Below are 21,578 nucleotides of genomic sequence, written 5' to 3'. Positions count from 1 at the left end.
CCTTACGTATTCAGGAAACACGATGTTCGTCGACTCTCACTGCCACATCAATTTCAAGGGCCTGGCCGACCGCCTGCCGGCCGTTCTCGAGAACATGCGCGAGCACGACGTCACGCACGCACTGTGCGTGTCCGTCGATTTCGAGACGCTGCCCGAGGTCCTCGCGATCGCGGACGCGTACGACAACGTCTACGCGTCGGTCGGCGTGCATCCCGATCATGAGGACGCGCGCGAGCCGACGCTCGCGGAACTCGTCGAGCTGGCCGCGCACCCGAAGGTCGTCGCGATCGGCGAAACGGGCCTCGACTACTACCGTCTCGAGGGCCGCTCGATCGCCGACATGGAATGGCAGCGCGAACGCTTTCGCACGCACATCCGCGCGGCGACCGCGACGATGAAGCCGCTGATCGTCCATACGCGGTCGTCGTCGGAGGACACGCTGCGGATCATGGCCGAGGAGCGCGCGGACGTGCCGGGCGGCGTGATGCACTGCTTCACCGAGCCGTGGCCCGTCGCCGAGCAGGCGCTCGCGCAGAACTTCCATATCTCGCTGTCGGGCATCGTCACGTTCAAGAACGCGACCGACGTGCAGGACGTCGCGCGGCGCGTGCCGCTCGACCGGCTGCTGATCGAGACCGACTCGCCGTACCTCGCGCCGGTGCCGTATCGCGGCAAGCCGAATGAACCTGCGTACGTCAGCCATGTCGGACGCTTTATCGCATCCGAGCGCGGGATCGCCGTCGAGGCGCTGGCCGATGCGACGACACAGAACTTTTTCCGGCTGTTCAAGATCGCCCGCTAACGACGCGCGCGCAGCCGACAACCCAGGGAAGGAGCCCACAACAATGACGAAGCCGACCAACCATCTGACCAAACGTGCACTCGTCGTCGCCGCGCTGGTCGCGAGCGGCCTGTTCGCTGCAGCCGGCGCGCATGCCGAGTCGCTCGACGCGATCGTCAAGGCCGTCAAGTTCGACGACATCGCCGACATCGGCAAGCAGCTCAAGAACGGCCTCGATCCGAACACGCTCGCACCGAACGGCGACCCGCTGCTGGTGATCGCCGCGCGCGAGAAATCCGACAAGGTCGCGGCGGCGATCGCCACGACGCCGAACGTCGACCTCGAGAAGGAAGACAAGGCCGGCGAGAACGCGCTGATGCTCGCGTCGCTGAACGGCGACGTCGGCCTCGTCAAGCTGCTGATCGACAAGGGCGCGGAAGTCAGCAAGAAAGGCTGGGCGCCGCTGCACTACGCGGCGACCAACGGCCAGGACGCGGTCGTCAAGGTGCTGCTCGACCACGACGCGTATATCGACACGGCTTCGCCGAACGGCACCACGCCGCTGATGATGGCCGCGCGCGGCAACCATGCGTCGACGGTCACGCTGCTGCTCGACCAGGGTGCCGATCCGCAGGTGAAGAACCAGCTCGGCATCACCGCGCTCGAGTTCGCGAAGCATTACAAGGCGCCGGACGCGATCGACATCCTGAGCAAGCGTACGGTGCGTATCGGCGCGTCGGCGCCGGCAGATGCGCAAAAGAGTGCAAAATGACGGTTTTCGGTGCACCGGCCAGCGCGGCGGTGCGCACCCGGCCGGGCGGATTCCGGCCGGAGAAGGGTGTCCGGCGCCGCGCCGGCCAACGCAGCAGGCGGTCTCGGGCCGCATTGACATAAGGAACACCATGTTGCGCGCAATGTTTTGTGCCGCGGCGTTTGCCGTGCCGTTGTCGGCGGCGGCTTTCACGGGCGCGGATCTCGACCGGCTGTGCGCGAAGACGGACGTCAAGTCGCGGGCGTCGTGCGCGGCCTACATCGAAGGCGCTGCCGACGGCGTCTACAACACCATCGACGCGATCGGCGGCACCACGGGGCCGCGTGTCGGCCAGTATTTCTGCCTGCCGCCCGACATCCGGGCGCAGCAGATGACCGATGCGGTGCGCAAGTACATCGCGGAAAATCCGAAGCTGGCCGACTACAACGCGAGCACCGCGGTGTCGCTCGGTCTCGGCAAGGCGTTTCCCTGCAGGGGCGGCAACTGATCTGACGCCGTGTCCGGGCACTACCCGGACGTCGCCGACGCATCCAGGACGAGGCGTGCGCGCCTCATAACCGAAGCATCCCGGGCGCCGATGATTTCAATCGAGGAACTGCAGCGCATCGCCGATGCGCCGCTGCATTCGTGGCTCGGCACGCTGGCCGTGTCGGTCATCGTCGTGCTGGTCGTCACGATCGTGCACCGTCTCGGCGCACGCATCGTCAAGCGCATCGCGCAGCCGTATCCGCTGATGAGCGCGATCCTGCGCTACATCGACAAGCCGTCGCTCGTCGTGCTCGCGCTGCTGGCGCTCGAATTCCTGTGGGTCCAGGCCGACGACGGCATGTCGTTCGTGGGCGGCATGCGCACCGCGGCGGCGGTCAGCTCCATCGTGTCGCTCACGTGGCTGCTGGTGCGGCTCGCGGCTGGCGTCGGCGACGCGATCATCCGGGCGCATCCGCTCGATACGGCCGACAACCTCCAGGCGCGGCGCATCCATACGCAGGCCAAGGTGCTCGTGCGGACGGTGATGGTGCTGATCGTGATCATCGGCACCGGCGCCGCGCTGATGACGTTCCCGAACGTGCGCCAGGTGGGCGCGAGCCTGCTGGCGTCGGCCGGCGTCGCGGGCCTGGTCGCCGGTATCGCCGCGCGGCCGGTGCTCGGCAATCTGATTGCCGGGCTGCAGATCGCGCTCACGCAGCCGATCCGGCTCGACGACGTGGTCGTGATCCAGGGCGAATGGGGGCGCATCGAGGAAATCACCGGCTCGTTCGTGTCGGTGCGGCTGTGGGACCAGCGGCGCCTCGTCGTGCCGCTGCAGTGGATCATCGAGAACCCGTTCACGAACTGGACGCGCAACAGCGCGGAAATCATCGGCACGGTCTACCTGTCGGTCGACTACCGTACGCCGCTCGCGCCGCTGCGCGAGGAGCTCGCGCGGCTCGTCCATGCGGCGCCCGAGTGGGACGGCCGCGTGCAGGTGCTGCAGGTGACCGATGCGACGGAGCGCACGATGCAGTTGCGCGCGCTCGTCAGCGCGGCCGATTCGTCGTCGTGCTGGGATCTGCGCTGCCGCGTGCGCGAAGGGTTGATCGCATACCTGCAGGACCGCTATCCGCAATGCCTGCCGCGCAGCCGGATGGAACTGTATCCGCATGATTCCGCGCCGGACGCGCCGAATCCCGAACGGCCGCACGCGCGGGCGCCCGCCGCCAGCACGGCGGCCAACACCGCAGCCGATCCGCAGGCCGTCGAAGGCCGCTGAACGCGGCCCGGCGCCTGCCCGCCATCCATCGTCATGACCGCGCTGAACACGCTCGCCATCGCCAATTACCGCTCGCTGCGCGAGCTGATCGTGCCGCTCGCGGCGCTCAACGTCGTCACGGGGCCGAACGGCAGCGGCAAGTCGAGCGTATACCGCGCGCTGCGGCTGCTCGCCGACACCGCGCAGGGCCGCGTGATCCCGTCGCTCGCCCGCGAGGGCGGCTTGCCGTCGACGCTGTGGGCCGGCCCCGAGCGCTTCTCGCGCGCGATGCTGAACGGCGACGAGCCGGTGACCGGCACGGTGCGCAAGGGGCCCGTGAGCTTGAAGCTCGGCTTCGCGTGCGACGATTTCGGCTATTCGATCGATCTCGGCCTGCCGCTCCCGAGCAGATCGCAGTTCGCGCTCGATCCGGTGGTCAAGCGCGAATGCATCTGGGGCGGCGCGCTGCCGCGCCCGTCGACGCTGCTGGTCGACCGGCAGGGTGCACAGATCCGCACACGCACCGCGTCGGGCGACTGGCAGACGATTCCGCAGCCGGTCGCGAGCTTCGACAGCATGATGACCGAGTTCGCCGATCCGACCGGCGCGCCCGAGATGATCGCGGTGCGCGAGCGGATTCGCTCGTGGCGCTTCTACGACCATTTCCGGACCGATGCGCAGGCGCCGGCACGGCAGTCGCACATCGGCACCCATACGCCGGTGCTGGCGGATGACGGCGCCGACCTCGCCGCCGCGCTGCAGACGATCCGCGAAATCGGCGACGGCGCGGCACTCGATGCGGCGATCGACGACGCGTTTCCCGGCGCATCGGTCGAGATCGACAATCCGGGCGGCCGCGGCCGCTTCGACGTGCTGATGCGCCAGCCGGGGCTGCTGCGGCCGCTCGCGGCGGCCGAGCTGTCCGACGGCACGCTGCGCTACCTGCTGCTCGCGGCCGCGCTGCTGACGCCGCGGCCGCCGGCGCTGATGGTGCTGAACGAACCGGAGACCAGCCTGCATCCCGATCTGCTGCCGGCGCTCGGCCGCCTGATCGCGCAGGCCGCGCAGCGCTCGCAGGTGCTGGTCGTGTCGCATGCGGCGCGGCTCATCGCGACGCTCGAGCGCGAGGCCGGCTGCGAATCGCTGGTGCTCGACAAGCAGCTCGGCGCGACCGCGCTCGTCGATGCCGACGCGCGCGACCTGCCGCCGTGGAAGTGGCCGTCGCGCTGACGCGGGCGGCGTGCATTCGGCCGCGTCCGGCGCCCGGGCGGGGGCATGCCCCGACGGTGCCCGATGCGGTGCGATCGGGCGAGGCGGAACGAATGTATCCTGTCTGTAACAACGCCCATAAAATGCAAGACAGGCGGTTCCGGGCATCGGGATCGCCAATAATGGCGGGATATCCGGCCGGCGCCGTGCCGGCCGGCGCTGCACGGGGCGGGGGCGCGCGAAAAGCGCACACTCCCGCGTGCCGTACGGGACAGGACACAGGAGACGTGGACCATGAGAATTGCCCAGATCGCCCCGCTGACCGAATCGGTGCCGCCGAAGCTGTACGGCGGCACGGAGCGCGTCGTGTCCTACATCACCGAGGCGCTCGTCGATCTCGGCCATGATGTGACGCTGTTCGCGAGCGGCGACTCGACGACACGTGCGAAGCTCGAGCCGGTCTGGCCGCGCGCGCTGCGGCTCGACACGTCGATTCGCGACCGCGTCGCACCGCACATGCTGCTGATGGAGACGGTCGCGCGCCGCGCGAAGGACTTCGACGTGCTCCATTTCCACATGGACTACTACTCGTTCTCGGTCTTCAACCGGCAGGAAACGCCTTACGTGACGACGCTGCACGGTCGGCTCGACCTGCCCGAGCAGCAGCCGGTGTTCGACACGTTCAACACGGCGCCCGTGATTTCGATTTCGAACTCGCAGCGCCAGCCGCTGCCGCAGGCGAAATGGCTGACGACCGTCTACCACGGGTTGCCCGATACGCTGTACATGCCGCAGCCCGTCGAGCCGCGCTATCTCGCGTTCCTCGGTCGCATCTCGCCGGAGAAGCGCGTCGACACGGCGATCAGCATCGCACGCCAGTGCGGGCTGCCGATTCGGATCGCCGCGAAGATCGATGCGGCCGACCAGGAATACTTCGACCGCGAGATCAAGCCGCTCTTCGCGTTGCCGCACGTCGAATACATCGGCGAGATCGCCGATCACCAGAAGGCCGAATTCCTGTCGGGCGCGCATGCGCTGCTGTTCCCGATCGACTGGCCGGAGCCGTTCGGTTTGGTGATGATCGAGGCGATGTCGTGCGGCACGCCGGTGATCGCGTTCAATCGCGGCGCGGTGCCCGAGGTGCTGGACGAGGGCGTGTCGGGTTTCATCGTCGAGGATGAAATCAGCGCGGTGGCCGCCGTGAACCGGCTGCACCTGCTGCCGCGTGCGCGCGTGCGGCAGCGCTTCGAGGAACGCTTCACGTCGCGCCGGATGGCGCAGCAGTACGTCGACGTCTACCAGTCGGTGATCCGCGCGCAGAAGCGTTCGCGCTTCAAGGTGATCGACTCGACGACCTGACGCGGAGCGCGGGCGGATAAAAAAACGGCGATGCCCGCAAGGACATCGCCGTTTGCGCATGGCCCGCGCGCGGTGCGCACGGGCGGTGCGTGAGCGTCAGATCTTGAGCTTCGTGACCTTCGTGCCGTTGATCGACACATCGCCCATCAGGCCCGCGTTCGTCAGCACGACGACCTGGACCGGTGCGGTGGCCGTGGTCGTGTCGATCGCGCCGTTCGCGCCCATCTTCACGAGCGCGACCGATGCACCGGCGCCGGCTGCCCAGCCGTCCGAGCCGCGGAATTCGTCGAGCGCTTGCTGCGTCATGAACAGGAACACGATCGCCTTCGACTGCGCACCGGCCTGCAGGCCGACCGACAGCGACGACGTGTTGTAGTAGCCGACCGTGCTGCCGCCGACGCGCAGCGCGCCGTTGCCGGACTGGCCGCCGACGATGAAGCCGGCCTGGAGCACGTCAGGGAAGACCAGCACGCCGCGCGATTTCGCGACGAGTTCACGCGAACCCTTGACCGTGGAATACAGGCGCGACAGCGTTGCGTCGACGCTCGAGTCGATTGCCTGACGCTTCGACGCGCTGGTCGCGGCGTTGTCCGGCTTGTCCGGGGTGGTGGTGCAACCGGTGAGCGCGAGGCTACCGACGATGAGCGCAGCGGCGGCTTTCAGCACAAGATTCCGTTTTTGCATCGTTATTCTCCATCGGATGACGTTCGGAGTGAGTCTCGCTCAAGGAGCGGATCACGTCGGCAGTTATATCACAGCGGATTACAACCCCTTTTCGTTCGTGCGTGAAAGAGCGTCAAATCGGGGTGGCGGTGTCGCTGCGCACCAACGGACCGATCGGATCGGCGGCCGCGCGCCGACGCGCCCCGCGCGGGTCGGCATGCGGGGAACAAGGGCGGCAAATCGGGCGGCGACGGCGCTTGCGGGCGGGTCAGTGCGTGACCGGCGGGACGGGTGGCTTGATCGGCGGGCGGCGCAGCGCGCGGCGGATCAGTGCGATCACGACGCCGCAGGCGAACAGGAACGCGGCCGGTACGACCCAGTAGCCGACGAACGCATGCCACAGATAGCCCGCGAGCGTAGTGCGGCGCACCACGTATTCGTCGCGGGCCGCCTGCTGGCGCGGCGCGTTGGCGGCGAGCACGTCGGCCGGGCAGCCGGCCGCGCGCGCGTCGTCAGGATCCCCGTGGCACTTCGCGGCGGCGCCGGCTGCCTGCTGCGCGTCGGTGAGCTGCCAGGTGGTCAGCGCGAGCTGCAGGTCCGCCTTGTTGTAGGCCATTTCCTCGCGGATCTCGCGCACGGCGACGATCGCGACGGGCACGGCCCAGAACACGATCACGATCAGCCAGCGGCGGAACCAGCGGTGTTGTCTCCATGCCATCCATGCCTCCAATTGACGCGCGTGCGCGTCCGTCTCGAGGGCGGCCCGATGGCGCTTCTTGTACTTGGGTGGGCCGCGTTGCAGCCATCATAGAAGAAAACGCGGCGAATTGCCGCACCATGTGGCGGCGCCGGTACGGCGGGCCCGGAAAGCGGGACGGGTGGAGGCGGGCGGTCGAACGGCGGCGGCGGAACGCGTGCGGCAGGCGTTTCACGCGCGTATGCGTCGATGCGCATGCAACGAAAACAAAAATGCCGCGCCCGCCGAAGCGGTGCGCGGCATTCGATACGGGAGCGCCGGAACTCAGGCGGCCGGCTGGCTGCTCAGGCAGCTCTTCATGAACGCCTTGCGGTCGTCGCCCTTCTTGCCGGTGGCCTGCGTGTTGCAGGCCTTCATCTTTTCCTGCTGCGTCATCGCCTTCGCGGGCTTCGCCGACAGGCAGTCCTTCATGAACGCCTTGCGTTCGTCGCCCGTCTTGCCTGCTGCCTGGGTGTTACAGGCCTTCATCTTGTCCTGCTGGCTGTTCGCCGCGAACGCGGGGGAAGCCAGCATGCCGCCGAGGAGCACTGCGGCTACGAGCGATTGGATTTTCATTTCGACACTCCCATGGGGTGAATTGCGTGTTATCGATGCCGTCACGAAGCACGTTGCGATGAGGATAGGGCCACATCGCACCGCGCGCTCCGATTATGGCGAATCAATGTGAAAAACACCGAAACGGCACTTCCTATAACGTTGCGGGCGCCGCGGCCGTTGACGGCGCGCGCGACCGGACGATCGGGACAAACCATGATGCGCGGCGGCCGGCATCGGCCGTGGCGCCGGAACCTGCCGGATCCCGGCCGCGAGCCATTACAATCGCGGCCATGAATACTCCGAATCCCGCATCCCCCCCGTCCGCGGCGGCCCTGCCGCGCATCGCCGTGCTGGCCACCGGCGGCACGATCGCCGGTGCCGCGCCCGACGCGGCCAGCACGGCCGGTTACCAGGCCGGCGCGCTCGGCGTCGGTTTCCTGGTCGACGCGGTGCCGGCGCTCGCGTCGGTCGCACGCATCGACGCCGAGCAGATCGCCAGCATCGACAGCAAGGATCTCGCACTGCCGCTGTGGAACACGCTCGCCGCGCGGATCGACGCGCTGATGGACGATCCGGCGGTCGACGGCATCGTGATCACGCACGGCACCGACACGCTCGAGGAAACCGCGTATGCCCTTCACCTGGTCGTGAAAGGCGACAAACCGGTGGTGATGACGGCCGCGATGCGGCCGGCGACCGCGCTGTCGTCCGACGGCCCGCTGAACCTGCTGAACGCGGTGACGGTGGCCGCGCATCCGGCCGCGCGCGGGCAGGGCGTGCTGATCGCGTTCAACAACCGGATCCACGGCGCGCGCGACGTCGTGAAGACGAGCACCTATGCGGTCGACGCATTCCAGTCGCCGGAACTCGGTGCGCTCGGCTGGGTGCAGGACGGCCGCGTCGAATTCGCGCGCCGCGTCACGCGTTCGCGCGATGCGCAACTGGCGATCGCCGCAACGTGGCCGCCCGTCGAAGTCGTCGCGAGCTACGCGGGCGTGACGCGCACGGCCGTCGATGCGCTGGTGGCGACCGGCGTGCGCGGGCTCGTCGTGGCCGGCACCGGCAACGGGTCGATCCATGCAACGCTGCAGGCGGCGCTCGCCGATGCGGTGAACGCGGGCGTTGCCGTGATCCGTGCGTCGCGCGTCGGCTCGGGGCACGTGATGCGCAACGGCGCGGCCAACGACGACGCGCTCGGCTTCGTCAGTGCGGGCTCGCTGAATCCGTTCAAGGCGCGCGTGCTGCTGATGCTCGCGCTGGCGAACGGCATCCGGGCGCGTGACGAACTGCAGCGCGTATTCGATACGTTCTGACCGATGTCCGTCCGCCGCTCGGGCGGTGCGGCATTGCCAAAGAAAAAGGCAGGCCGGATGGCCTGCCATTTTTTGTTTTTCAATCCTGCGCGGATGCTCAGGACTGCGGCGGAATCACGAGCTTCTGGCCCGGGTAAATCCGGTCCGGGCTCGACAGCATCGGCTTGTTCGCCTCGAAGATCGCCGGATACTTGTTCGCGTCGCCATACACTTCCTTGGCGATCGCCGACAGCGTGTCGCCCGGCTTCACGTCGTGGTATTGCACTTCCGGATCGTCCGGCTGCAGATCGTCGTCGTTGACGCCCGCGACGCCCTGCACGTTGCCGGCCGCGACCTTGACCTTGGCCTTCGTGTCGAGATCGGCGACGCTGCCCGACAGCGTGACGGTGCGCGATGCGCCGTCGAACGCGACCGTCAGGTTCGACGTGTCGAGACCCTGCGTGCTGATGTAGTTCTTGATCGCATCGGCCGCGGTCTGGTTCGCGGCATTCGGATCTTCCGCCGCTTGCGCGTCGGCATGACCCAGCAGTTTTTCACCCGCCTCTTTGATAAACGAAAGAAGACCCATCGCTGCACTCCTTAGGTGGTTGAAAAGAAAACGCGCCATGAAGTGGCGAAAAAAACACCGCGCTGGACGCATTCACCGGAGTGAACGCAAGCGCGGCGGTTTTCTCGAAAGGCGTGGCGAAAGTGTAGGCGTTCAGCGCGACGATTGCATGAAAAATCGCAAGCTCGAACGTAAAGAAATGTAATACGCGAAATCCGACAGGCGGACACCCGACGACGACGTCTGACCGACCAAGGCTTCCCCGGCGCCGCCGGGTGCCGCTGCGGACCCCACCACGCCGCTCTCAGCCCAGAGCGGCGTTTTTCGCCCCGTCGCGCATGCGGTTGGCGATGCGCGGCGGGGCGCCCCACCGTGATGCGCGCGTGCGTCGCGCATCGATGCGACCGGCCGCGGCCGGATCGCGCGTGTTCCTCGCGCGCGTCCGCCATTGCAGCGGAACCGCGCGTTTTTTGCGTCCGCGTTACGCGGCCGGCGTCTGGCCGATCTCGAAGTTCGACATGATCTCGAGCGCGCGCACGAGTGCCGAGTGATCCCATGCCTTGCCGCCGTGCGATGCGCACACGCTGAACAGCTGCTGCGCGCTCGCGGTATGCGGCAGCGCGAGGCCGAGCTTGCGTGCGCCGTCGAGCGCGAGGTTCAGGTCCTTCTGGTGCAGCTCGATGCGAAAGCCCGGATCGAACGTGCGCTTCGTCATCCGCGCACCGTGCACTTCGAGGATGCGCGAGGCGGCGAAGCCGCCCATCAGTGCCTGGCGAACGCGCTCCGGATCGGCGCCCGAGCGTGCGGCGAACAGCAATGCTTCGCCGACGGCCTCGATGTTCAGCGCGACGATGATCTGGTTCGCGACCTTGCAGGTTTGGCCCGCGCCGTTGTCGCCGACGAGCGTGATGTTCTTGCCCATCTTCTCGAACAGCGGCTTCGCGCGCTCGAAGGCCTGTTCCGGGCCGCCGACCATGATCGTCAGCGTCGCTTCGCGTGCGCCGACTTCGCCGCCGGACACCGGCGCGTCGAGGTAGTCGCAGCCGAGCGCGTTGATCTGCTTTGCGAATGCCTGCGTGTCGAGCGGCGAGATCGAGCTCATGTCGATCACGAGCTTGCCGGCCGTCAGGCCCTTCGCGACGCCGTCGTCGGCGAACAGCACGTTACGCACGTCGGGCGTGTCCGGCACCATCGAGATGATGATGTCCGCGTTCTGCGCGACTTCGGTCGAGTTCGCGACGACCTTGGCGCTCGCGCGCAGGTCGTCCGGGATCGGGAACGCACCGTTCACGACGAGCTGATGATCGCCCTTGAGCAGGTTGCGCGCCATGTGCGCGCCCATGATGCCGAGGCCGATGAAACCGATGGTTGCCATGTGAAAGTCTCCTATAGGGGCGAAAGCGGGAAGGGCGGATCTCAGGCGGCGCGGCGCGCCGAGCCCGGCGCGCAGCCGGCGATGCTGTGCAGCCAGCCGAGGCCTTCCGTCGTGGTGGTGCGAGGCTTGTATTCGCAGCCGACGTAGCCGTCGTAGCCGAGCCGGTCGAGCAGCGCGAACAGGAACGCGTAGTTGATCTCGCCCGTGCCCGGCTCGTTGCGGCCCGGGTTGTCCGCGAGCTGGACGTGGCCGATCGATGCGAGGTTGCGTTCGATCGTCGCGGCCAGTTCGCCTTCCATGCGCTGCATGTGATAGATGTCGTACTGCAGGAACAGGTTGTCCGAGCCGACCGCGCGGATCACGTCGAGCCCTTCGGACGAGCGGTTCAGCGCGAAGCCCGGGATGTCGAAGCTGTTGCACGGCTCGACGAGCAGGCGGATGCCTTCGCGCTTCAGCGCATCGGCCGCAAAGCGCAGGTTGTCGACGATCGTGACGAAGGTCTTGTCGCGCGCGGTGCTGGCCGACGGGATACCGACGAGGCAGTTCAGTTGCGGCACCTTCAGTGCCTTCGCGTATTCGATCGCACGGCCGACGCCTTCCTGGAACTCGCCGACGCGATCGGGCAGGCACGCGATGCCGCGCTCGCCCTGGTCCCAGTTGCCGGCGGGCAGGTTGTGCAGCACGAGGCGCAGGCGGTGCGTCTCGAGCCGCTCGGCGAGTTCCTCGTTCGCGTACGGATACGGGAACAGGAACTCGACGGCGTCGAAGCCCGCGTCCGCGGCCGCCTTGAAGCGGTCGAGGAACGGCACTTCGTTGAACAGCATGGTCAGGTTTGCAGCAAACTTCGGCATGAGCTAAGCCTCTTCGGTCGGTCAGTCAAAAATGTCCTGCGGATCAGTCGAGCATCGAGATGGCGGTCGGTGCGTGCTCGGCCTTTTCGGCGAGATCCTCGAATTCGTTGATAGCGTCGATTTCGGTGCCCATCGAGATGTTCGTCACGCGCTCGAGGATCACTTCGACGACCACCGGCACGCTGAACTCTTCCGCGAGCGATTGCGCCTGCCGCAGCGCCGGCTCGATTTCTTCCGGCTTGAACACGCGCAGCGCCTTGCAGCCGAGGCCTTCGGCGACGGCCACGTGGTCGACGCCATAGCCGTTCAGTTCCGGTGCGTTCACGTTGTCGAACGCGAGCTGCACGCAGTAGTCCATGTCGAACGCACGCTGCGCCTGGCGGATCAGCCCGAGGTACGAGTTGTTCACGACGACGTGCACGTACGGCAGCTTGAATTGCGCGCCGGCTGCCAGCTCCTCGATCATGAACTGGAAGTCGTAGTCGCCGGACAGTGCGACGATCGGGCGGCTCGGGTCGGCTGCACGCACGCCGAGCGCGGCGGGGATCGTCCAGCCGAGCGGGCCGGCCTGGCCGCAGTTGATCCAGTTGCGTGCCTTGAACACGTGCAGGAACTGCGCGGCGGCGATCTGCGACAGGCCGATCGTGCTGACGTAGCACGTATCGCGGCCGAACACCTTGTTCATCTCTTCGTACACGCGCTGCGGCTTGACCGGCACGTTGTCGAAGTGCGTCTTGCGCTGCAGCGTGCGCTTGCGTTGCTGGCATTCCGCGACCCATGCGCTGCGGTCCTTCAGCTTGCCGGCGGCCTTCCATTCCTGCGCGACGGCGACGAACAGTTCCAGCGCGGCCTTCGCGTCGGACACGATGCCGAGATCCGGGCCGAACACGCGGCCGATCTGCGTCGGCTCGATGTCGACGTGCACGAACTTGCGGCCCTTCGTGTAGACCTCGACGCTGCCCGTATGGCGGTTCGCCCAGCGGTTGCCGATGCCGAGCACGAAGTCGGACGCGAGCATCGTTGCGTTGCCGTAGCGGTGCGACGTCTGCAGGCCGACCATGCCGGCCATCAGCGGGTGGTCGTCCGGAATCGCGCCCCACGACATCAGCGTCGGGATCACCGGCACGCCGATCGTTTCGGCGAACCGGACGAGCAGGTCTTCGGCCGCTGCGTTGAGCACGCCGCCGCCCGACACGATCAGCGGCTTGTCCGCGTCGTTGAGCATCGCGAGCGCCTTCTCGATCTGCGCGCGGGTGGCCGCGGGCTTGTAGACCGGCAGCGGTTCATACGTGTCGATGTCGAACTCGATTTCGGCGAGCTGCACGTCGATCGGCAGGTCGACCAGCACCGGGCCCGGACGGCCCGAGCGCATCAGGTGGAATGCCTGCTGGAACACGCGCGGCACCAGCGCCGGCTCGCGCACGGTGACGGCCCACTTGGTGACCGGCTTCGCGATCGACTCGATGTCGACGGCCTGGAAGTCTTCCTTGTACAGGCGCGCACGCGGTGCCTGGCCCGTGATCGCGAGGATCGGAATCGAGTCGGCCGATGCGGAGTAGAGGCCCGTGATCATGTCGGTGCCGGCGGGGCCCGACGTGCCGATGCACACGCCGATGTTGCCCGGCGCGGCACGCGTGAAGCCTTCGGCCATGTGCGAGGCGCCCTCGACGTGGCGGGCCAGCACGTGGCTGATGCCACCCGACTTGCGCATGGCGGAGTAGAACGGGTTGATGGCTGCGCCCGGCACGCCGAACGCGGTCTGGATGCCTTCCTTCTCGAGCACGAGCACTGCTGCGTCGACGGCTCTCATCTTGGCCATGAATGTCTCCTTTAATGTGGCGGATCGTGCGAATCGGTCTGTTGGGGACACTTTAGGGATGCAGGAAAGGTTTGATAAGATCAGCCGGAGTCGCTTATTTCGAAACTAAAAGTATGGAATGACGGCCGGGCGGGGTTTCCCGCCGGTGTCGGAACGAAGACGGAGACGGCAGATGGATCGCTTCAAGCAGATCGAGACGTTCGTGCGGGTTGCCGATGCCGGCAGCCTCGCGGCGGCGGCACTCGAGGAGGGCGTGTCGCCGGTGGTGCTCGGGCGGCGCATCGACGCGCTCGAGAAGCGCCTCGGCGTGAAGCTGATGTATCGCTCGACGCGGCGGCTGGTGGTCAGCGAGGAGGGCGCGGCGTTCCTCGAGCGCTGCCGCGGGCTGCTGTCCGAATGGGACCAGGCCGAGAACGAGCTGGCCGCCGGGCGGCGCGCGGTCAGCGGGCACCTGATCGTGTCCGCGCCGGCCGCGTTCGGGCGCAAGCACGTCGCGCCGCACGCGCCCGGCTTTCTGGCCGACAAACCCGAGATGCAGCTGTCGTTCAACCTGACCGACCGTGTCGTCGATCTCGTGCGCGAAGGCTACGACCTGTCGATCCGGATCGGCGGCGCCGTCGACCCGAACTTCGTCGCGGTGAAGCTCGCGTCGAACCGGCGTGTCGTGTGCGGCACGCCCGACTATTTCCGCCGGCACGGCCGGCCGAAGTCGCTCGACGACCTGCTGAAGCACAACTGCCTCGCGTTCAACCTGCAGGGCGGGCAGAACCGCGGCTGGTATTTCCAGCGCCACGGCAAGATCGCGACGATGCGCGTCGCGGGCAATCTCGACTGCAACGACGGCGAGCTGCTGCACCGCTGGGTGGCCGAAGGCCTCGGGCTCGGCTGGCGCTCGACGTGGGAAATCGCCGCGCAGCTCGAAACGGGCGAGCTCGAGACCGTGCTCGACGAGTATGCGCTGCCCGACTACGACATCCTCGCCGTCTACCCGCAACAGCGCTACGTGCCGGCACGCGTGCGCTATTTCATCGACTACCTGCGCGACGCGTACGCGCGCCCCGGCTACTGGAGCACCACGCCGTAACGGCGGCGGGCGGCACGGCCACACGGCTGACCATGGATTTTTTACGCTTCACGTGCGTTGCGCGGGAATAAACTCGACGCAACGACGGTAAGGTCATCGAGCGCGCACGTTGCCGGTCTGTCCGGGCGCCATGCGCGGAACGGGCGCGGTTTCGGCCGCCGGGACCAGGGAGGCCATGTGGGGCAAGCCGGACAGGCGGTCGATGAGCAGGCGGCGGACGACGCGGTAGCGCGCGGCGAGCGGTTTCGTACGCTCGTGCTGCCGCATCTCGACGCCGCGTACAACCTCGCGCGCTGGCTGAGCGGCAACGCCGGCGATGCGGACGACGTCGTCCAGGACGCGTGCATGCGCGCGCTGCGCTTCATCGATTCGTGTCGCGGCGACAACGCGCGGCCATGGCTGCTGACGATCGTGCGCCACACCTGGTACACCGAGTGGCGGCGCCGTACGCACGCGCACGAGGTCGCGCTGCCCGACACGCTCGACGACACCGACGTTCCCGACGACTGGCAACCGGCGACCGAGGATCCGCTCGCGCAGTTGCTGCGCGGCGAGAACGTGCGGCTCGTGAATGCAGCGCTCGCGAAACTGCCGCCCGAATACCGCGAGGTGCTCGTGCTGCGCGAGATGGAGGACCTGAGCTACCGCGAGATCGCGGCGATCGCGGACGTGCCGGTCGGCACGGTGATGTCGCGGCTCGCGCGCGGCCGTCGCAGGCTCGCCGTGCTGCTGGGCGGCGAGCCCGCGCCGGCGGCCAAAGGCAGGCCGGGCCGTACGCCGGCAGGCGGAACCGCATCGGAGGCTATCGATGGACTGTAACGAAGCGCGAGCATTGCTGGACGCGGACGTCGACCGCGAACTGTCGGCGCCCGATGCGTTGCGCGTCCAGCAGCATGTCGACGGGTGCGACGCGTGCCGCCGCGATCGCGCGCGGATCGTCACGCTGGTGCAGGCCGTGCGGCAAGCCGACTATCACCGCGCGCCGGAGACGCTGCGGGCGAGCATCCTTGCGAGCCTGCCGGCAGCCGGGGACGGGCGGGCCCGCGGGCAATCCCGGGCGGAACCCGAGCCTGAACCCGCGCCGCGATCGCAGCCGCGCCCGCGCGGCCGTCGCTGGTTCAGCTGGCTGGGCGGCGGCGTATCGGCACGCCCGGCGCCGACGGGCCCGGGGCCGCGTGTCGCCGCGCTACCCGGGCTCGGCTGGGGCGTGGCGCTGATGGTCGCGCTTGCCGCGGCGGCCGGGATGGCGCTGTCCGCGCGCCACGCCGACACCGACCGCACGGTCGACGAACTCGTCGCGAGCCACGTGCGGGCCGACCTGTCGGCGCGCGCCATCGACGTGATCTCGACCGACCGGCATACGGTCAAGCCATGGTTCAACGGCCGGCTCGACTATGCGCCGCCGGTCGAGGATCTCGCGGCGAGCGGCTTCGCGCTGGTCGGCGGCCGGCTCGACTACGTCGGGCGGCGCCGCGTCGCGGTGCTCGTCTATCGTTACCGGCAGCACGTGATCGACGTCTACGTGCGGCCGGCAGGCGTTGGGCCGGCGGCCCCGTACGCGACCGTGTCGCAGGGCTATGCGCTCGACCGCTGGGACGCGGCCGGGATGACGTGGTGGGCCGTGACCGACGCGGAGCCGTCGGCCCTCGCGGCGTTCAGGACGGCGCTCGACGCGCGGCTCGCCGGCACGCATAGCGAGTGACGGTGCGCCGGGCCGCGGCCCGGTGCGCTTCGCTTGCGTCCCGACCCCGATCGGAAAAAAGGGCGACGGGCGGCCGATTGTGCAGGCCCGGCCCTTCAAGTCTTTGAAAACACGGCCGAATCCGGCCGAGAATCGTTGATTGGCCTTGCATGCGCCCCGTATCCGGGTTAGAATCTTCGGCTTCTCACTTGCCACACCGGTTCAGACGCCCGGGTGGCTTTAATCCACAAGGAGTGTGTAATGCGTCATTACGAAATCGTATTCATCGTGCACCCCGATCAAAGCGAGCAAGTGCCCGCGATGATCGAGCGTTACAAGTCCACGATCACGTCGCACGGCGGTCAGATCCACCGTGTCGAAGACTGGGGCCGTCGCCAACTGGCCTACATGATCGAGAAACTCGCGAAGGCTCACTACGTCTGCATGAACATCGAGTGCGACCAGACGACGCTCGACGAACTCGAACACGCGTTCAAGTTCAACGACGCCGTGCTGCGCCACCTCATCGTCAAGATGAAGAAGGCCGAAACCGGCCCGTCGCCGATGATGAAGGAAGTTCAGCGCGAAGAAGCCAAGAAGGCGGCTGCAGCTCAGCCGACCGAAGCGCAGGCTTAAGTTCGTCATTCATTAAGCCATCAAGGAGCGCGCCACTCACGTGAACAGGTTGCAATTGACGGCGAGCGTCGTCGAACGCGCACCGGTGCGATATACGCCGGCAGGTGTTCCGATCGCAAGCGCCACATTGCATCACCGCACGGAAGTCGTCGAAGCAGGCATTCCCCGTCAGGTCGAAATGACGATCGAGGCGGTGGCGGCCGGTGAGGCGAGCGGCAGGCTGGAAAGCCGTGAAATGGGCGTCGAGACGCTGTTCACGGGCTTCCTGGCAAAGAAAAGCCGCAACGCGAGAACCTTGGTGTTTCACATCACTGCATTGCAGGACATTGGAAAGGACTGAAATCATGGCCCGCCCGACTGGTAAAAAATTCGACAAGCGTCGTCAGCAACAAAACCCGCTCTTCAAGCGCAAGAAGTTCTGCCGTTTCACGGCCGCCGGCGTCGATCAGATCGACTACAAGGACACGGAAACGCTGAAGGACTTCATCGGTGAAAACGGCAAGATCACGCCGGCTCGCCTGACGGGTACGAAGTCGCACTATCAGCGTCAGCTCGACACGGCAATCAAGCGTGCGCGTTTCCTCGCGCTGCTGCCGTACACCGATCAGCACAAGGCGTAACTCGGCGACGCCATAAGGAGAATTCGAATGCAAATCATTCTGTTGGAAAAAGTCGCCAATCTGGGTAACCTCGGCGACATCGTCAAGGTCAAGGACGGTTACGCTCGCAACTTCCTGATCCCGAACCGCAAGGCTCGCCGCGCAACGAAGGAAGCGATCGCCGAATTCGAAGTGCGCCGCGCTGAACTCGAAAAGATCGCCGCTGAAAAGCTGGCAGCGTCGCAGGCAGTCGGCGAGAAGCTGAACGGCCAGGCGTTCGAAATCACGCAGAAGTCGGGCGTTGACGGCCGTCTGTTCGGCTCGGTCACGAACGGCGACGTCGCGGAACTGCTGAAGAAGGCAGGTTTCGAAGTCGAGAAGCTGCAAGTTCGCATGCCGGAAGGCCCGCTGAAGATGATCGGCGAGCACAACGTCCAGGTCGCACTGCACACGGACGTCGTCGTCGACGTCACGGTCAACGTGATCGGCGACCACGCGTAAGCGTACGCAAGCTTTCCGGGCGGCCTCCGCTGTCCGGACAAGGGCAGGCGCCCGGGCAACCGGGGCCTGCCTTTTTTATTGCCGCATCACTGGCGGCCGGTATGGCGTCGTCCTGTGTAATTCGCGATAATCCCAACCCATGAACGCGCCGCAAGATCCTCAAATCGAATCGCTGAAAGTCCCGCCGCATTCGGTCGAAGCCGAGCAGTCGGTGCTCGGCGGCCTGTTGCTCGACAACGCGGCCTGGGACCGGATTGCCGATTTCCTGTCGCAGGGCGATTTCTATCGCTACGACCACCGGATCATCTACGAGCACATCGGCCGGCTGATCGCGTCGACGCGCCCGGCCGACGTCGTGACCGTGTACGAAGCGCTGACCACGTCCGGCAAGGCCGACGACGTCGGCGGGCTCGCGTACCTGAACGCCCTCGCGCAGAACACGCCGAGCGCGGCGAACATCCGCCGCTATGCGGAAATCGTGCGCGACCGTGCGGTGCTGCGCCGGCTCGTGTCGGTCGCCGACGAAATCTCGGCCGACGCGTTCAATCCGCAGGGCAAGGAAGTCCGCCAACTGCTCGACGAAGCCGAGTCGAAGGTGTTCTCGATCGCAGAAGAGGGCGCGCGCGGCAACCAGGGCTTCCTCGAGATCGGCCCGCTGCTCACGCAGGTCGTCGAGCGCATCGACACGCTGTACCACACTGCGAACCCGAGCGACGTCACCGGCACGCCGACGGGCTTCGTCGACCTCGACCGGATGACGTCCGGGATGCACGGCGGCGAACTGATCATCGTGGCGGGGCGCCCGTCGATGGGTAAGACCGCATTTTCGATGAACATCGGCGAATATGTCGCGGTCGAGTACGGGCTGCCGGTCGCGGTGTTCTCGATGGAAATGCCGGGTACCCAGCTCGTGATGCGTATGCTCGGCTCGATCGGCCGGCTCGACCAGCACCGGATGCGTACGGGCCGCCTGACGGACGAGGATTGGCCGAAACTGACGCACGCGGTGCAGAAGATGAGCGAGGCGCAAATCTTCATCGACGAGACGGGCGGCCTGAACCCGATGGAATTGCGCTCGCGCGCGCGGCGTCTCTCGCGGCAATGCGGCAAGCTCGGCCTGATCATCGTCGACTACCTGCAGCTGATGTCGGGTTCGTCGCAGGGCGAGAACCGCGCGACCGAAATCTCGGAAATCTCGCGGTCGCTGAAGAGCCTCGCGAAGGAACTCGACGTGCCGGTGATCGCGCTGTCGCAGCTGAACCGCGGCCTCGAGCAGCGCCCGAACAAGCGTCCGGTGATGTCCGATTTGCGCGAATCGGGCGCAATCGAACAGGACGCGGACGTGATCCTGTTCATTTATCGCGACGAAGTCTACAACCCGGACAGCCCGGACAAGGGCACGGCCGAAATCATCATCGGCAAGCAGCGTAACGGCCCGATCGGCCCTGTTCGGCTCACGTTCCTGGGTCAATACACGAAGTTCGACAACTTTGCCGGGGCGCAGACCTTCTACGGCGAGTAGCGCCGGATGTAAACTCTTATTTCGCCAAGCGTTGTATCCAATCCCGGCGTGCGCATATGCGCGCGTCGCGGCGCGACCGAAAACGGTACAATGTCGCCCGTTTTCGTGACAGTAGTTTGACAATCTCTCAGGAATCCCATGTTCGGTCGATTCATGCCCACCGAGGGCAAGTTCTTTGAACTCTTCAACGCGCACGCGAAGCACATCGTTGCCGGCGGACGCGAACTCGAACTGCTGATCGACAATCTCGCCGACGCCGAGATTCACAAGCAAAACGTGCAGACGGCCGAGAAGGCCGCCGACAAGCTCACGCACGAAGCGATCGATCTGCTGCACAAGACTTTCATCACGCCGCTCGATCGCGACGAGATCCACAAGCTGATCACGACGATGGACGACATCCTCGACCTGATGGAAGACGTCGCGACGGCCGTGTCGCTGTACGACGTGCAGGCCGTCACGTCCGAGGCGAGCCAGCTCGCGCACATCGTCACGCAGTCGGCGCAGCACGTGCAGCAGGCGGTCGGGATGCTGTCGGACATGAAGCAGTCGGCGCAGATCCTCAAGCAGTGCGAGGAGATCGACCGCTGGGAGTCGGAGGCCGATCGCGTGCTGCGCGCCGCGATGTCGAAGCTGTTCCGCGAAGAAGACGACGTGAAGACGCTCATCAAGCTGAAGGCGATCTACGAGCTGCTCGAAGAGATTACCGACAAGTGCGAGGACGTCGCGAACATCATCGAAGGCATCGTGCTGGAAAACGCCTGAGCGGACCACGATGCATTCGATACAACTCGCCCTATGGATGGTCGCGACGCTGGTGCTCGTCGCGCTCGTATTCGACTTCATGAACGGCTTCCACGATGCGGCGAACTCGATCGCCACCGTCGTGTCCACCGGGGTGCTGAAACCCCAGCAGGCCGTGGTGTTCGCGGCGGCGTTCAACGTCATCGCGTATTTCATCTTCCACCTGAAAGTCGCGCAGACCGTCGGTAAAGGCACGATCGATCCCGAGATCGTCGACCACTACGTCGTGTTCGGCGCGCTGGTCGGTGCGATCGGCTGGAACGTGATCACCTGGTACTACGGGATTCCGTCGAGCTCGTCGCACGCGCTGATCGGCGGCCTCGTCGGCTCGGCACTCGCGAAGTCGGGCTGGAGCTCGCTGAACATAGACGGGCTGATGAAGACCGTCGCGTTCATCTTCATTTCGCCGCTGCTCGGCTTCATCCTCGGTTCGCTGTTCATGCTCGGCGTGTCGTGGCTGTATTTCCGTACCGCACCCAGCAAGGTCGACCGGCGGTTCCGCCGGCTCCAGCTGCTGTCGGCCGGCCTGTACAGCCTCGGTCACGGCGGCAACGACGCGCAGAAGACGATCGGCATCATCTGGATGCTGCTGATCGCGTCGGGCTATGCGTCGGCGACGGGCGATGCGCCGCCCGCATGGGTGATCGGCGCGTGCTACCTGTCGATGGGCCTCGGCACGCTGTTCGGCGGCTGGCGCATCGTGCGCACGATGGGCCAGAAGATCACGAAGCTCAAGCCGGTCGGCGGTTTCTGTGCCGAAAGCGGCGGGGCGATCACGCTGTTCATCGCGTCGTTCCTCGGCATCCCCGTATCGACCACGCATACGATCACCGGCGCGATCGTCGGCGTCGGCGCGACGCAGAAGCTGTCGGCCGTGCGCTGGGGCGTCGCCGGCAACATCGTGTGGGCGTGGGTGCTGACGATTCCGGCGTCCGCGCTGATCGCGGCCGGCGGATGGTGGCTCGGGCACCAGATCTTCTGATCGCCAACGCTGTCGGTTCGACATGAAATGCGCCGCAAGCCGAAAGGCTGCGGCGCA

24 protein-coding genes are annotated in these 21,578 nt (G+C 66.6%); 17 read left to right on the top strand and 7 right to left on the bottom strand.

Features of this window, described 5'->3' with window-relative positions:
- Positions 1 to 22: 22 nt before the first annotated feature.
- The 6 genes from ACM6JT_RS02095 to ACM6JT_RS02070 all read left to right on the top strand — a co-directional run bounded on the left by ACM6JT_RS02095 (position 23) and on the right by ACM6JT_RS02070 (position 5,850).
- Positions 23 to 802, top strand: a complete 780-nt coding sequence (locus ACM6JT_RS02095) for a TatD family hydrolase (RefSeq protein ID WP_152857514.1) — start codon at positions 23 to 25, stop codon at positions 800 to 802.
- Positions 803 to 845: 43 nt separating this feature from the next.
- Positions 846 to 1,553 carry an ankyrin repeat domain-containing protein gene (locus tag ACM6JT_RS02090; RefSeq protein WP_131946159.1) on the top strand — a complete coding sequence of 236 codons (708 nt, stop codon included), beginning with the start codon at positions 846 to 848 and terminating at the stop codon, positions 1,551 to 1,553.
- Positions 1,554 to 1,683: 130 nt separating this feature from the next.
- Positions 1,684 to 2,040 carry a Rap1a/Tai family immunity protein gene (locus tag ACM6JT_RS02085; RefSeq protein WP_011885036.1) on the top strand — a complete coding sequence of 119 codons (357 nt, stop codon included), beginning with the start codon at positions 1,684 to 1,686 and terminating at the stop codon, positions 2,038 to 2,040.
- 90 nt (positions 2,041 to 2,130) lie between these two features.
- Complete coding sequence (locus ACM6JT_RS02080; RefSeq protein ID WP_414855908.1) at positions 2,131 to 3,303, top strand: mechanosensitive ion channel family protein; 1,173 nt, start codon at positions 2,131 to 2,133, stop codon at positions 3,301 to 3,303.
- Positions 3,304 to 3,336: 33 nt separating this feature from the next.
- The gene (locus ACM6JT_RS02075; RefSeq protein WP_105392669.1) at positions 3,337 to 4,512 is read left to right on the top strand and encodes an AAA family ATPase; all 1,176 of its coding nucleotides are present in this window, start codon (positions 3,337 to 3,339) and stop codon (positions 4,510 to 4,512) included.
- Positions 4,513 to 4,785: 273 nt separating this feature from the next.
- Positions 4,786 to 5,850: a glycosyltransferase family 4 protein gene (locus ACM6JT_RS02070; protein ID WP_034181223.1), complete on the top strand. Its 1,065-nt coding sequence runs from the start codon at positions 4,786 to 4,788 to the stop codon at positions 5,848 to 5,850.
- A 96-nt stretch (positions 5,851 to 5,946) separates the two neighbouring features.
- Here ACM6JT_RS02070 and ACM6JT_RS02065 read toward each other — a convergent pair whose 3' ends face one another.
- The 3 genes from ACM6JT_RS02065 to ACM6JT_RS02055 form a co-directional block, all read right to left on the bottom strand.
- A complete protein-coding gene (locus tag ACM6JT_RS02065) occupies positions 5,947 to 6,534 on the bottom strand; it encodes a YSC84-related protein (protein WP_034181224.1) in 588 nt (195 codons plus the stop codon).
- Positions 6,535 to 6,781: 247 nt separating this feature from the next.
- Positions 6,782 to 7,231 (bottom strand): hypothetical protein, encoded by a 450-nt coding sequence (locus ACM6JT_RS02060; protein ID WP_131946156.1) that lies wholly within the window; start codon positions 7,229 to 7,231, stop codon positions 6,782 to 6,784.
- A 303-nt stretch (positions 7,232 to 7,534) separates the two neighbouring features.
- On the bottom strand, positions 7,535 to 7,825 hold the full coding sequence (locus tag ACM6JT_RS02055) for a PsiF family protein (RefSeq protein WP_034181226.1): 291 nt from the start codon (positions 7,823 to 7,825) through the stop codon (positions 7,535 to 7,537).
- A 272-nt stretch (positions 7,826 to 8,097) separates the two neighbouring features.
- Between ACM6JT_RS02055 and ACM6JT_RS02050 the strand changes: the two genes are divergently transcribed.
- A complete protein-coding gene (locus ACM6JT_RS02050; protein WP_414855907.1) occupies positions 8,098 to 9,120 on the top strand; it encodes an asparaginase in 1,023 nt (340 codons plus the stop codon).
- Positions 9,121 to 9,217: 97 nt separating this feature from the next.
- Here ACM6JT_RS02050 and lysM read toward each other — a convergent pair whose 3' ends face one another.
- The 4 genes from lysM to gcl form a co-directional block, all read right to left on the bottom strand.
- Positions 9,218 to 9,688, bottom strand: a complete 471-nt coding sequence (gene lysM / locus ACM6JT_RS02045) for a peptidoglycan-binding protein LysM (RefSeq protein WP_034181228.1) — start codon at positions 9,686 to 9,688, stop codon at positions 9,218 to 9,220.
- 460 nt (positions 9,689 to 10,148) lie between these two features.
- The gene (locus ACM6JT_RS02040; protein ID WP_368858924.1) at positions 10,149 to 11,057 is read right to left on the bottom strand and encodes a 2-hydroxy-3-oxopropionate reductase; all 909 of its coding nucleotides are present in this window, start codon (positions 11,055 to 11,057) and stop codon (positions 10,149 to 10,151) included.
- 26 nt (positions 11,058 to 11,083) lie between these two features.
- A complete protein-coding gene (hyi, locus tag ACM6JT_RS02035) occupies positions 11,084 to 11,893 on the bottom strand; it encodes a hydroxypyruvate isomerase (protein ID WP_217589474.1) in 810 nt (269 codons plus the stop codon).
- Between the two features lie 43 nt (positions 11,894 to 11,936).
- Positions 11,937 to 13,712, bottom strand: a complete 1,776-nt coding sequence (gene gcl / locus ACM6JT_RS02030) for a glyoxylate carboligase (RefSeq protein WP_034181230.1) — start codon at positions 13,710 to 13,712, stop codon at positions 11,937 to 11,939.
- Positions 13,713 to 13,884: 172 nt separating this feature from the next.
- Between gcl and ACM6JT_RS02025 the strand changes: the two genes are divergently transcribed.
- The 10 genes from ACM6JT_RS02025 to ACM6JT_RS01980 all read left to right on the top strand — a co-directional run bounded on the left by ACM6JT_RS02025 (position 13,885) and on the right by ACM6JT_RS01980 (position 21,521).
- Entirely contained in the window at positions 13,885 to 14,796 is a 912-nt protein-coding gene (locus ACM6JT_RS02025) for a LysR family transcriptional regulator (protein WP_034181231.1), read from the top strand.
- Positions 14,797 to 14,973: 177 nt separating this feature from the next.
- On the top strand, positions 14,974 to 15,615 hold the full coding sequence (locus ACM6JT_RS02020) for an RNA polymerase sigma factor (RefSeq protein WP_131947868.1): 642 nt from the start codon (positions 14,974 to 14,976) through the stop codon (positions 15,613 to 15,615).
- On the top strand, positions 15,605 to 16,498 hold the full coding sequence (locus ACM6JT_RS02015) for an anti-sigma factor family protein (RefSeq protein WP_414855906.1): 894 nt from the start codon (positions 15,605 to 15,607) through the stop codon (positions 16,496 to 16,498). The genes ACM6JT_RS02020 and ACM6JT_RS02015 overlap by 11 nt, the downstream gene beginning before the upstream one ends.
- A gap of 240 nt (positions 16,499 to 16,738) precedes the next feature.
- A complete protein-coding gene (gene rpsF, locus ACM6JT_RS02010) occupies positions 16,739 to 17,113 on the top strand; it encodes a 30S ribosomal protein S6 (protein ID WP_004193673.1) in 375 nt (124 codons plus the stop codon).
- Between the two features lie 40 nt (positions 17,114 to 17,153).
- Positions 17,154 to 17,453 carry a primosomal replication protein N gene (priB, locus tag ACM6JT_RS02005; RefSeq protein WP_011657069.1) on the top strand — a complete coding sequence of 100 codons (300 nt, stop codon included), beginning with the start codon at positions 17,154 to 17,156 and terminating at the stop codon, positions 17,451 to 17,453.
- Positions 17,454 to 17,457: 4 nt separating this feature from the next.
- The gene (gene rpsR, locus ACM6JT_RS02000; protein ID WP_034181234.1) at positions 17,458 to 17,733 is read left to right on the top strand and encodes a 30S ribosomal protein S18; all 276 of its coding nucleotides are present in this window, start codon (positions 17,458 to 17,460) and stop codon (positions 17,731 to 17,733) included.
- 27 nt (positions 17,734 to 17,760) lie between these two features.
- Positions 17,761 to 18,213: a 50S ribosomal protein L9 gene (rplI, locus tag ACM6JT_RS01995; protein ID WP_105393807.1), complete on the top strand. Its 453-nt coding sequence runs from the start codon at positions 17,761 to 17,763 to the stop codon at positions 18,211 to 18,213.
- A 139-nt stretch (positions 18,214 to 18,352) separates the two neighbouring features.
- Positions 18,353 to 19,735: a replicative DNA helicase gene (locus ACM6JT_RS01990; protein ID WP_034181236.1), complete on the top strand. Its 1,383-nt coding sequence runs from the start codon at positions 18,353 to 18,355 to the stop codon at positions 19,733 to 19,735.
- 138 nt (positions 19,736 to 19,873) lie between these two features.
- Entirely contained in the window at positions 19,874 to 20,500 is a 627-nt protein-coding gene (locus tag ACM6JT_RS01985) for a DUF47 domain-containing protein (protein ID WP_034181237.1), read from the top strand.
- Positions 20,501 to 20,510: 10 nt separating this feature from the next.
- Positions 20,511 to 21,521, top strand: coding sequence for an inorganic phosphate transporter (locus ACM6JT_RS01980; RefSeq protein ID WP_034181238.1), 1,011 nt, complete (start codon positions 20,511 to 20,513; stop codon positions 21,519 to 21,521).
- Positions 21,522 to 21,578: the final 57 nt, after the last annotated feature.

It is taken from the genome of Burkholderia sp. IT-111MI5 (assembly GCF_949752865.1).
Lineage (GTDB): Bacteria > Pseudomonadota > Gammaproteobacteria > Burkholderiales > Burkholderiaceae > Burkholderia > Burkholderia pyrrocinia_C.
The sequence above is the reverse complement of the archived record's forward strand: the minus strand, read 5'-3'. Positions and strand labels throughout refer to the sequence as shown.

Coding starts and splice junctions, on each gene's coding strand:
- ACM6JT_RS01980 (WP_034181238.1), top strand. CDS start 20,511: ATGCATTCGATACAACTCGCCCTATGGATGGTCGCGACGCTGGTGCTC.
- rpsR (WP_034181234.1), top strand. CDS start 17,458: ATGGCCCGCCCGACTGGTAAAAAATTCGACAAGCGTCGTCAGCAACAA.
- ACM6JT_RS02050 (WP_414855907.1), top strand. CDS start 8,098: ATGAATACTCCGAATCCCGCATCCCCCCCGTCCGCGGCGGCCCTGCCG.
- ACM6JT_RS02055 (WP_034181226.1), bottom strand. CDS start 7,825: ATGAAAATCCAATCGCTCGTAGCCGCAGTGCTCCTCGGCGGCATGCTG.
- lysM (WP_034181228.1), bottom strand. CDS start 9,688: ATGGGTCTTCTTTCGTTTATCAAAGAGGCGGGTGAAAAACTGCTGGGT.
- ACM6JT_RS02025 (WP_034181231.1), top strand. CDS start 13,885: ATGGATCGCTTCAAGCAGATCGAGACGTTCGTGCGGGTTGCCGATGCC.
- ACM6JT_RS02095 (WP_152857514.1), top strand. CDS start 23: ATGTTCGTCGACTCTCACTGCCACATCAATTTCAAGGGCCTGGCCGAC.
- gcl (WP_034181230.1), bottom strand. CDS start 13,712: ATGGCCAAGATGAGAGCCGTCGACGCAGCAGTGCTCGTGCTCGAGAAG.
- rplI (WP_105393807.1), top strand. CDS start 17,761: ATGCAAATCATTCTGTTGGAAAAAGTCGCCAATCTGGGTAACCTCGGC.
- ACM6JT_RS02070 (WP_034181223.1), top strand. CDS start 4,786: ATGAGAATTGCCCAGATCGCCCCGCTGACCGAATCGGTGCCGCCGAAG.
- ACM6JT_RS01985 (WP_034181237.1), top strand. CDS start 19,874: ATGTTCGGTCGATTCATGCCCACCGAGGGCAAGTTCTTTGAACTCTTC.
- ACM6JT_RS02075 (WP_105392669.1), top strand. CDS start 3,337: ATGACCGCGCTGAACACGCTCGCCATCGCCAATTACCGCTCGCTGCGC.
- ACM6JT_RS02065 (WP_034181224.1), bottom strand. CDS start 6,534: ATGCAAAAACGGAATCTTGTGCTGAAAGCCGCCGCTGCGCTCATCGTC.
- ACM6JT_RS02080 (WP_414855908.1), top strand. CDS start 2,131: ATGATTTCAATCGAGGAACTGCAGCGCATCGCCGATGCGCCGCTGCAT.
- hyi (WP_217589474.1), bottom strand. CDS start 11,893: ATGCCGAAGTTTGCTGCAAACCTGACCATGCTGTTCAACGAAGTGCCG.
- ACM6JT_RS01990 (WP_034181236.1), top strand. CDS start 18,353: ATGAACGCGCCGCAAGATCCTCAAATCGAATCGCTGAAAGTCCCGCCG.
- rpsF (WP_004193673.1), top strand. CDS start 16,739: ATGCGTCATTACGAAATCGTATTCATCGTGCACCCCGATCAAAGCGAG.
- ACM6JT_RS02015 (WP_414855906.1), top strand. CDS start 15,605: ATGGACTGTAACGAAGCGCGAGCATTGCTGGACGCGGACGTCGACCGC.
- ACM6JT_RS02090 (WP_131946159.1), top strand. CDS start 846: ATGACGAAGCCGACCAACCATCTGACCAAACGTGCACTCGTCGTCGCC.
- ACM6JT_RS02060 (WP_131946156.1), bottom strand. CDS start 7,231: ATGGCATGGAGACAACACCGCTGGTTCCGCCGCTGGCTGATCGTGATC.
- ACM6JT_RS02085 (WP_011885036.1), top strand. CDS start 1,684: ATGTTGCGCGCAATGTTTTGTGCCGCGGCGTTTGCCGTGCCGTTGTCG.